The 9,592-nt window shown below is 75.3% G+C and carries 9 protein-coding genes and 2 pseudogenes; 7 read left to right on the top strand and 4 right to left on the bottom strand.

The window, feature by feature from the left end:
* Window positions 1-85 precede the first annotated feature (85 nt).
* Genes DKT69_RS36185 through DKT69_RS36210 form a run of 6 tightly spaced genes read left to right on the top strand, consistent with a single transcriptional unit; the run spans window position 86 to window position 5,311 of the window.
* Window positions 86-574, top strand: coding sequence for a YbaK/EbsC family protein (locus DKT69_RS36185; RefSeq protein ID WP_109805850.1), 489 nt, complete (start codon window positions 86-88; stop codon window positions 572-574).
* Window positions 571-1,302 (top strand): monooxygenase, encoded by a 732-nt coding sequence (locus DKT69_RS36190; RefSeq protein WP_109805851.1) that lies wholly within the window; start codon window positions 571-573, stop codon window positions 1,300-1,302. Before DKT69_RS36185 ends, DKT69_RS36190 begins: the two co-directional genes overlap by 4 nt.
* On the top strand, window positions 1,299-1,877 hold the full coding sequence (locus DKT69_RS36195) for a GNAT family N-acetyltransferase (protein WP_109805852.1): 579 nt from the start codon (window positions 1,299-1,301) through the stop codon (window positions 1,875-1,877). Before DKT69_RS36190 ends, DKT69_RS36195 begins: the two co-directional genes overlap by 4 nt.
* Complete coding sequence (locus DKT69_RS36200) at window positions 1,877-2,692, top strand: carotenoid biosynthesis protein (protein ID WP_109805857.1); 816 nt, start codon at window positions 1,877-1,879, stop codon at window positions 2,690-2,692. The genes DKT69_RS36195 and DKT69_RS36200 overlap by 1 nt, the downstream gene beginning before the upstream one ends.
* Window positions 2,689-3,813, top strand: coding sequence for a glycosyltransferase family 2 protein (locus tag DKT69_RS36205; RefSeq protein ID WP_109805853.1), 1,125 nt, complete (start codon window positions 2,689-2,691; stop codon window positions 3,811-3,813). Before DKT69_RS36200 ends, DKT69_RS36205 begins: the two co-directional genes overlap by 4 nt.
* A gap of 10 nt (window positions 3,814-3,823) precedes the next feature.
* The gene (locus DKT69_RS36210; RefSeq protein ID WP_109805854.1) at window positions 3,824-5,311 is read left to right on the top strand and encodes a phytoene desaturase family protein; all 1,488 of its coding nucleotides are present in this window, start codon (window positions 3,824-3,826) and stop codon (window positions 5,309-5,311) included.
* 13 nt (window positions 5,312-5,324) lie between these two features.
* On the opposite strand, the gene DKT69_RS36215 is transcribed toward DKT69_RS36210, so the two are convergent.
* The 4 genes and pseudogenes from DKT69_RS36215 to metF all read right to left on the bottom strand — a co-directional run bounded on the left by DKT69_RS36215 (window position 5,325) and on the right by metF (window position 8,772).
* Complete coding sequence (locus tag DKT69_RS36215) at window positions 5,325-6,014, bottom strand: CDP-alcohol phosphatidyltransferase family protein (RefSeq protein WP_109805855.1); 690 nt, start codon at window positions 6,012-6,014, stop codon at window positions 5,325-5,327.
* A gap of 54 nt (window positions 6,015-6,068) precedes the next feature.
* Window positions 6,069-7,352 (bottom strand): RNA-guided endonuclease InsQ/TnpB family protein, encoded by a 1,284-nt coding sequence (locus DKT69_RS39310; protein WP_236648671.1) that lies wholly within the window; start codon window positions 7,350-7,352, stop codon window positions 6,069-6,071.
* Window positions 7,332-7,728: pseudogene (tnpA, locus tag DKT69_RS36220) on the bottom strand (IS200/IS605 family transposase); the annotation flags it as partial. The gene DKT69_RS39310 and the pseudogene tnpA, both read right to left, overlap by 21 nt.
* Window positions 7,729-7,854: 126 nt before the next feature.
* Window positions 7,855-8,772: a methylenetetrahydrofolate reductase [NAD(P)H] gene (gene metF / locus DKT69_RS36225; protein ID WP_109805856.1), complete on the bottom strand. Its 918-nt coding sequence runs from the start codon at window positions 8,770-8,772 to the stop codon at window positions 7,855-7,857.
* Window positions 8,773-9,007: 235 nt separating this feature from the next.
* Between metF and DKT69_RS40475 the strand changes: the two are divergent.
* Window positions 9,008-9,592, top strand: a pseudogene (locus tag DKT69_RS40475) (helix-turn-helix domain-containing protein); the annotation flags it as partial.

The raw sequence follows: 9,592 nt of genomic DNA on the forward strand, positions 1-9,592 counted from the left end.
CCCCTCCCCTCGCGCCTGCCTCGGGAGTGGGACAGGCCGCGTGGCCGGGTGAAGCGGGGGGTGGTGGACCGGGAAGAATGACCGCATGCAGCCACACCCGAACGTGCAGACGGTGCAGCGGGCGCTCGACGCGGCGGGCGCGCGGGACGGATCCGGCGGCGCCAGCCAGGTCCGCCTGCTGCCCGAGGCGGTGCACACCGCCGCGGCGGCGGCCGAGGCGCTCGGCGTCGGCGTGGGCGCCATCGCCAACTCGCTGATCTTCGACGCGGACGACGCGCCCCTGCTGGTGCTCACCTCCGGCGCGCACCGGGTGGACACCGCCGGCCTGGCCGCGTCCATCGGGGTCACCCGGCTGCGCCGGGCCACCCCCGAGTTCGTCAAGGAGCACACCGGTCAGGTCATCGGCGGCGTCGCCCCGGTCGGCCACCCGCGACCGCTGCGCACCCTCGTCGACACCGACCTTGCCGGCTACGACGAGGTGTGGGCGGCCGGCGGGGTGCCCCAGGCGGTCTTCCCCACCACGTACGCGGAGCTGCTGCGGATCACCGCGGGGACGCCGACCGAGGTGGCGTGAGCACTCCCGAACTGGTCACGCTGCACGTGTGGCGGATCCCCCGGGCCGCCGTGCCCCGGGCGCTGGCCCGGATGGCGCTGCACCCGCGCCGGCTGCGCCGCACCCCCGGCGTACGGTTCGGCAAGCTGCTCGGCACCGGGACCGGCACCGGTTTCGGTCCCGGCGACGCCGACCTGACCCGGTGGGCCGCGCTGGTGGTCTGGGACTCCCCCGCCGCGGCGGCCGGCTTCGACGACTCGCCGGTGGGCCGCTCGTGGGCCCGGATCGCCCGCGGCTCGGCCCGCCTCGAGCTGCGCCCGCTGACCAGCCGTGGTGAGTGGTCCGGCGTCCGCCCGTTCGGCGACCCGCCGGGCGGCCGGGTCGACGGGCCGGTGCTGGCGCTGACCCGGGCCCGGCTGCGGGCCCGCCGGGCGGTCACCTTCTGGCGGGCGATCCCCCCGGTCGCCGCCGCCCTGCACGCCGCGCCCGGGCTGCTCGCCCGGTTCGGCGTCGGCGAGGCCCCGCTGGGCTGGCAGGGCACGGTGAGCGTGTGGCGTGATCCGGCGGAGCTGGTGGCGTTCGCGTACCGTCACCCGGAGCACCGCGCCGCGATCACGCGCACCCCCACCGAAGGCTGGTACGCGGAGGAACTCTTCGCGCGGTTCGAGGTGCGCGACGTGATCGGCGACCGGACGGTGCTCGGGTGGGTCGCCGAGGGCGGCCCGGAAAAGGCGAGAGGACACGCATGAGGTTGGTGCGGTGGACGCCGGACGATCTGGTCCGGCGGCTGGACGACGTGGTGGCCGTCTACGGCGAGGCGATGGGCTACCGCGCCGACCTGCTGGAGGCCCGCCGCGGCTACATCGCCACCCACGTCCGCCGCCCCGGCTTCCGGGCCGTCGCCAGCCTGACCACCGAGGGCCACCTGGCCGGCTTCGGGTACGGCTACCTCGGCGCCGCCGGCCAGTGGTGGCACGACCAGGTGCACCGGGCGCTGGACGCCGACGCCCGGCGCCGGTGGCTGACCCACTGCTTCGAGGTGGTGGAGCTGCACGTCCGGCCGCCCGCGCAGGGGCACGGCCTGGGCGCCGGCCAGCTGCGCGCCCTGCTCAGCATGGCGGAGGGGACGACCACCCTGCTATCCACGCCGGAGGCCGACGAGCAGAAGTCCCGGGCGTGGCGGCTGTACCGCCGGTTCGGCTTCGTCGACATCCTGCGCCACTTCCACTTCCCCGGCGACGAGCGGCCGTTCGGCGTGCTCGGCCGGGACCTGCCGCTGCCCACGCCGGGCCCCGACGCCGCGCCCGGCCCGGCCGCGCCGTGATCCGGCGGGGGTTGCCCTGGGCGCTGCTGGCCCTCCTGGTCCTCGCCCAGATCTGCTACCCGCTCACCGGCGGCGCCACCCGGGCCGCGCTGACCGTGGCCACCGTCGTGCTCGGCTACCTGCTCTCGGTCGGCCACGCGCTGCTCAGCCGGGGTGCGCGGACGGCGGGGGCGCTGGTCGCGGTGGCCACCGGCGGCGGGTTCGCGATCGAGGCGGTCGGGGTGGCCACCGGCGTCCCGTTCGGCAGCTACGACTACTCGGGGGAGCTGGGACCGAAGCTGGCCGGGGTGCCGCTGATCATCCCGCTCGCCTGGACCTGGATGGCCTGGCCGGCCTGGCTGGCCGCGGTCCGGCTCACCTCGTCCCGAGCCGGGCGGATCGGGCTGGCCGCGGTCGGGCTGGCCGCCTGGGACCTCTTCCTCGACCCGCAGCTGGTCGCCGAGGGGTACTGGGTCTGGCGGGACGCCACCCCGGCGCTGCCCGGGCTGCCCGGCATCCCGGTCAGCAACTACCTCGGCTGGCTGCTCTTCGCGGTGCTGCTGACCTGCGCGCTGCGCCCCCTCGCCGGGGCCGCCGCCGATCGCGTGGACGGGCGGGACGCGCCGATGTTCGGGCTCTACCTGTGGACGTACTTCTCCAGCGTGCTGGCGCACGCGGTCTTCCTGCGGCTGCCCGCCTCGGCGGCCTGGGGCGCGGCCGGCATGGCGGTGACCGCGGCGCCCCTGGCGGTGACGCTGCTGCGCGCCCGGCGCGTCGGCGCCGAGCGGCGGGAGCGGCATCCGGCGCCGCGCCCCGGTGTCGACGCGCCGGCATGACCGCCGTCCTCGCGCTCGTCGTCGCGGTCGCCGCGCTCACCGCGCACACCTGGGTCAACGCCACCCGCTGGCTGCGCCGCCCCGACGCCGGTCCGGTCGAGGTGACCGAACCGGTGGCGGTGCTGCTGCCGCTGCGCGACGAGGCCGACCGGGTGGAACCGTGCCTGCGCGCGCTGCTGGCCCAGCGGGGCGTGCCCGGGCTGCGGATCGTGGTGCTCGACGACGGGTCCACCGACGGCACGGCCGACGTGGTGCGCGCGGTGGCCGGCGACGACACGCGACTCACCCTGCTCACCGGGGTCGCCCCGCCGCCGGGCTGGCTGGGCAAGCCGCACGCCTGCTGGCAGCTCGCCACCCGCACCGATCCGGGCGCCACCGTGCTGGCCTTCGTCGACGCCGACGTGGTGCTCACCCCGTACGCCGTGGCGGCGGCGGTGACCGAACTGCGGGCGGCCCGGGCGGCGCTGCTGTCGCCGTACCCCCGGATCCTGGTCCGCGGCGTGGCCGACCGGCTGGTGCAGCCGCTGCTGCAGTGGCTGTGGCTGACCTTCCTGCCGCTGCGGGCGATGGAGCGCTCGCCGCGGCCGTCCCTGGCGGCGGCCGGCGGGCAGTTCCTGGTCGTCGACCGGGCCGGCTACCTGCGGGCCGGCGGGCACGCGGCGGTCGCCGACAAGGTCCTGGAGGACATCGAGCTGGCCCGGGCGGTGAAGCGTTCCGGCGGTCGGATCGCCCTCGCCGACGGCGCGGAGCTGGCCGCCTGCCGGATGTACGAGAGCTGGCCGCAGCTGCGCGACGGCTACACCAAGTCGCTCTGGGCCGCCTTCGGCCACCCCGTCGCGGCGGCCGCGGTGGTGACCGTGCTGCTCCTGCTCTACACGGCTCCCCCGCTGGTCGCGGTCGGGCTCGCCCCGACGGCGCCACCGGTGTCAATGGTTGCGCTCATCGCATACCTGCTGGGCGTCGCCGGGCGGGTGGTCAGCGCCCGGGCCACCGGCGGGCGGGCCTGGCCCGACGCGCTGGCACACCCCGTGTCGGTCGTGGTCCTCGGTTGGCTGACCCTGCGGTCGTACCATCTGCGGAAGCGGCGGCGGCTGACCTGGCGGGGCCGCCCGGTCAGCTAGGAGGCACGGCATGGCGCGGATCGTGGTCATCGGCGCCGGCGTCGGTGGGCTGGCCACCGCCGCCCGGCTGGCCGTCACCGGGCACGAGGTCACCGTCTTCGAGCGGGCCGACACCGTCGGCGGCAAGCTCGGCCGGTACGCCCACGACACCCCGGCCGGGTCGTTCCACTTCGACACCGGGCCGAGCCTGCTCACCCTGCCCCAGGTCTTCCATGACCTGTTCGAGGCGACCGGGGCCAAGCTCGACGAATACCTCGACCTGACGCCGCTGGACCCGATCGTCCGGCACGTCTTCCCCGGCGACGGGCCCACCCTGGACTCCTGCGCCGACCCGGCCCAGTTCGCCGCCCGGATCGGCGCGGCCCTCGGCGACCGGGCCGCCGCCGACTGGCAGCGACTCTGGCGACGCGCCGCCCGGGTCTGGGAGGCGTCGCACCGGGACGTCCTGCGCCGCGCCATCGACTCCCCCCGCGACCTGGCCGCGCTGGCCTGGCGGCTGGGCGACCTGGCCGCCATCGGGCCCGGCCGCACCCTGCGCGGACTGGGCCGCAAGCACCTGTCCGACCCCCGGCTGCGGATGCTGCTCGACCGGTACGCCACCTACACCGGCGCCGACCCGCGCCGGGCCCCGGCCGCCCTGGTCGCCGTCCCCTACGCCGAGCTGACCTTCGGCGGCTGGTACCTGCGGGGCGGGCTGGGCACCCTCGCGGACGCGCTGCTCTCCCGCTGCCTGGACCTCGGCGTGGTGGTGCAGACCGGCGCCACGGTCACCCGGATCGACGCCGCGGGCGGCCGGGTCCACGGCGTACGCCTCGCCGGCGTCGCCGCGCCCGTCCCCGCCGACGTGGTGGTGGCCAACGTCGACGCGCTCACCGTCTACCGGGACCTGCTGCCCAGCCCCCGCCGGCTGGCCGGGCTGACCGACCGCAGCCTGGCCGGCTTCGTGCTGCTGCTCGGGGTACGCGGCGACTCCGGGCTGGCTCACCACACCGTCTTCTTCCCCCGCGACCACGACGCCGAGTTCGACGCGGTCTTCGGCGACCCGGGGCGCGGGATCCGGGCCCGGCCGGCGGTCGACCCGACGGTCTTCGTCACCGTCGCCGACGACCCGATGGTCCGCCCGGACGGGCACGAGGCGTGGTTCGTGCTGGTCAACGCCGCCCGGCACGGCACCGCCCCGGGCGCGGTCGACTGGCGACGCCCGGGGCTCGCCGAGGCGTACGCCGACCGGATCCTCGACGTGCTCGCCGAGCGGGGCGTGGACGTACGGGACCGGCTGGTGTTCCGGGAGATCCGCACCCCGGCCGACCTGGACGAGGCGACCGGCGCGCCGGGCGGGACGATCTACGGCACCGCGGGCGGGCTGCTCCGCCCGGCCAACCGGGGTCCGGCGCACGGGCTCTGGCTGGTCGGCGGCTCCAGCCACCCCGGCGGCGGCCTGCCCATGGTCACCATGTCCGCCCAGATCGTCGCCGAGGAGATCGGCCCGGCCTGGTAGCCGGGTGGGCCGGTCAGTCGGCGTCGATCAGGGCGCGGCGGACGGCGGAGAGCAGCTGCCCCAGGCCGAAGCCGGCCAGCAGCACCCACACCGTGGTGGCCATCGTGATCGTGCCGGCGATGAGATCCACGTCGATCAACCCGGTCAGCCCGGAGACCAGCAGCCCGACCAGGGCCACGCAGACCCGGGTGGGGCGCTCCCCCACCGTCACCGCGCCGATCTCCCGCATGCCGGCGGAGACCGCCCGGGCCCGGACGTACTCGTGCAGCCAGGAGAGGCCGCCGGCGGCGGCAACCAGCGCGCCCGGCGCGCCGATCAGCCAGAACGCGGTCAGCCAGGCGGCCTCGCCCAGCCGGTCGGCGACCGAGTCGTAGACGTAGCCGAGCCGGGTGGTCCGGTTGGTCGCCACCGCCACCGCGCCGTCGACGCTGTCCGCCACCGCGGCGAGCAGCACGAACAGCGCCCCGAGCAGTGGCCCGTCCCCCGACCGCCCGACCAACAGCGGCACGCAGAAGCAGAGCAGCACGCCGACCACCGTGACCGGGGTCGGGCCGACCCGCAGCCGGCCCAGCACGTACCCGACGTGGTAGGCGAAGCGCAGCCAGGCGCGGACCACCGGCGCCGCCACCCGCGGGTCGAACCCGCCGTGCAGCCGCGCCCACGCAGTCGCGTACTGGTCCCAGTTCAGCTGTGTGCCCACCACGGGATCAACCTTGACTTCCTCTGTCCCCTGAAGGGGGCAGATTCCCGACGGCGGTCATGTGGCACGTCGGGTGGTTGACGTTTCACGGCCCACAGGTGCGGGGCTCCACGTCCGTACACGGCCAAGTCCGGCCGCGTGGAGAATGTTCTGGGCTGCATTGGTGTCGGCGTGGCCGGCGTGGCCGCATGAGGTGCAGGTGAACGTGACGCCGTTGCGGGAGCGGGGGTCGCGGTGTCCGCATCCCGAGCAGGTCTGCGACGTGTACGCCGCGGGGACTTTCCGCAGCTGCCCGCCGCGCTCGGCCAGTTTGTAGGTCAGCAGGTCGATGGTGCGGGCGTGGGCCTCGTTCAGCATGACCCGGTTCAGCCCGGCCTTTTGCCGCACGTTGCTGCCCGGCGCGGCGACGGTGCCCTTCGCGGAGCGGGTCATGTTCTTGACCCGCAGGTGTTCCACCACCACGATGCCGTACTTCTCGGCAATGGCCGTGGTGGTCTGGTGCTGCCAGTCGTGGCGGCGGCGCTTGGCTCTCGCGCGTACCCCGGCGATCTGGTCGTAGGTGCGGTGCAGGCGGTTCGACGTGCGCTCGGATGGCTTGCGTGCCCGCCTCTGGCGGGCCGCCTTGCGCTCCAGCCGCAGAAGCCGTTCGGCTTCCTTCGGCCGCAGCCACGACCCGTGGGTGTGGTCGGCGCCGTCGGACAGGGCCAGGGCGACGTTGACGCCACGGTCGATGCCCACCGCAGGCCCGTGGTGCGGCGCGGGTGTCCCGGTCTCCACTTCGGTGCGGAACACGATGTGCCAGCCCAGCACGTCCTTGACCAGCCGGGCGCCGGTGGTGCGTCCCGGCTCGCGGCCGACACCGGGGATCGACCCGGACCACCGAAACCGGACCACACCGACCTTCGGAAGGCGCACCTGTCCGACGTGGCGGGACAGGCGGGTGACGGCGAGGTCGCGGCCCTGCGGCACGTCGACGGACATGCGGGACCGCAGGCGGCCCTTGAATTCCGGCGCGCACGCGCGACCTTCCCAGCAGTTCCTCCACGCCCGCACGTACGTCTTCAGGACCTGCTGCGCGGCCTGCGCGGGAAGGTCCGCCAGCCAGGGAATGTCGACGCGGGCCTGCCGGATCGCTTCATCGGCCTGCTTGAGGCCCGGCCGTCTACCCTTCCCGCCCCACGTCCACCAGGCGTGCAGCAGGTTCCACAACGCGCGAGCCGCGTGGCCCTGAGTATCGAGGGCGGCAGCCTGCTCGGGGGTCAGGGTGAGGCGACGCACGTACCCGCGGTTGACCTTCACGACGCGACGCTCTTGCACCGGCCTCTCCCACTGCGTCTCCATGTACTTCTCAACGGTCGCGGTCGACACGGTGCCGACCGACGACACGAAGTACGACCGGGACCACAGCGTCGGCAACCGCCGACGCAGGTGGGGGAACTCCTCACGCAACGTCCGCGACGTAAAGCCCTTGAGCTGGTTCGCCACATACGAAGGCGAGGCGGTCGGGTCCCGCCCGGACGACGAGGTGCACGTGATCGGGCATGACTTCCAGGGCCGGGACCGACCAGCCGTGCTCGTCACACTTGTGCCCTATCAGGTCCCGCAGGCGATCGGCGACCGAGCCGACGAGCACCGGACGGCGATGCTCCGGGCACCACACGATGTGGTAGCTGAGGCTGTACGCCGCCCCCCGATTTGTCTGATACCCGGCCACCATCCAAGCATATGTGCGCCGCAACTAACAGTGCGAGGCCAGTACAGCCATTCACCTGCCGCCTGAAGACGGCAGCCCCTCGCCCCAGCTCTGTAGACAGGGCGCTGCTGGTGTCGGCGGGACGGGTGGTCACACCCGCGCGCCGGCCCGGAGGTGCTGCCAGACCTCCCGGGTGGCGGTGGACCGGTTGAGGGTGATGAAGTGGATCCCCGGCACGCCCTCGTCGAGCAGCTTCGCGCACATCTCGCTGGCCTGCTCGATGCCGAGCAGGCGGACCGCCTCCGGGTCGTCGGCGACCCGCTCGAACCGCTCCGCCAGCGCGGGCGGGAACGGCGCCCCGGAGAGCTGCACCGACCGCTCGATGGTGCCGATCTGGGTCACCGGCATCACCCCGGCCAGGATCGGGGTGTCGCAGCCGGCCGCGGCGACCCGGTCCCGCAGCCGCAGGTAGTCGTCGGCTTCGAAGAACATCTGGGTGATGGCGAACTCGGCCCCCGCCCGGCACTTGCGGACGAAGTGCGCGGTGTCGCTGGCCACGTCGGGTGAGCGCGGATGCTTGTACGGGAAGGCGGCCACGCCGACGCTGAAGTCACCGGCGTCGCGGACCAGCCGGACCAGGTCCTCGGCGTACTGCACGCCCTGCGGGTGGGGCACCCACTCGCCGCCCGGGTTGCCGGGCGGGTCGCCCCGCACGGCGAGCACGTTGCGCACCCCGACACCGGCCAACCGGCCGATGACGTGCCGCAACTCGGCGACGGAATGGTTGACCGCGGTCAGGTGCGCCATCGGCAGCAGGGTGGTCTCGGTGGCGATCCGCTCGGTCACCGCGACCGTGGTGTCCCGGGTCGACCCGCCGGCGCCGTAGGTGATCGAGACGAACGAGGGGCGCAACGACTCCAGCTCGCGGATCGCCTGCCAGAGCAGCCGCTCCCCCTGCTCGGTCTTGGGCGGGAAGAACTCGAAGGAGAAGGTCGGCTGGCCGACACGGATCAGCTCCCCGATCGCCGGCTGGGGATTCGGGAGGACCGAGGGGAGACCGAGCGCCACGTACCGACTCTAGCGGTCGGCACTCGAGGCACCCATGAGCTTCCCAGCGGGCGGACGGCGGCCGCCGGGAGCGTCGTACCCCGGGGGTAGAAATGGGTCAGCGCGGTGGGGTCGGCCGGTGGCCGATCCCCGGGGGGCCGCGCGGGGGTCAGCACGATCGCGTCGCGGAGGGTCCGGTCCAGTCGGTCCGGGTGCCCGCGCCGCCCGACCGGCGCCGACGTCCACCGGAGGACCGATGACCCCGTTCCCGCCACCCGGCCCGCGCCTGCTCGGGCCGCTCCTGGCCGAGCTGCGGCTGGCCCGCCGCTGGAGTCAGCAGCGGATCGCCGCCGAGCTCTGTGCCGCCTCCGGCGTGCCCACCCTGACCCGGCACGAGGTCAGCCGCTGGGAACGGCAGCTTCGGCTCCCTGGCGACTTCTGGCTGAACTGGCTCGCCGTCGTCCTCGACGTGCCGGGCGAGCTGCTCACCGAGGCCGCGGCGCGCAGCCGGACCCGCGGCGGCACGGCGGCGACCGCCCGGGGCGGTTCCCGGTCGCGGGCGGCGCTGCTGGCCCTCGCGCAGCGCTGGCTGGCCGATCCGTCCGCCGCCGCGCTCGGCGGCCCGGCCTTCGGCCGGCTGGCCCACCCGACCCCAGCCGAACCGGCGGCCGCCGGCCTCGACGCTCCCCCGGATGGCACCGACCGGGCGGGCATGGCCGGCCGCACCCCCGCCGCACCGAGCGACGGGCCCGGCATGGCCGGCCGCGACCCGGCGGGGGCGGCCCCGGAGGCGGCAGGGCCGAGCCGGGAGGCGACCGGACCGGGCCTGCCCGCCGGGGCG

The sequence above is a fragment of the Micromonospora sicca genome (assembly GCF_003172935.1).
GTDB classification, from domain to species: domain Bacteria; phylum Actinomycetota; class Actinomycetes; order Mycobacteriales; family Micromonosporaceae; genus Micromonospora; species Micromonospora sicca.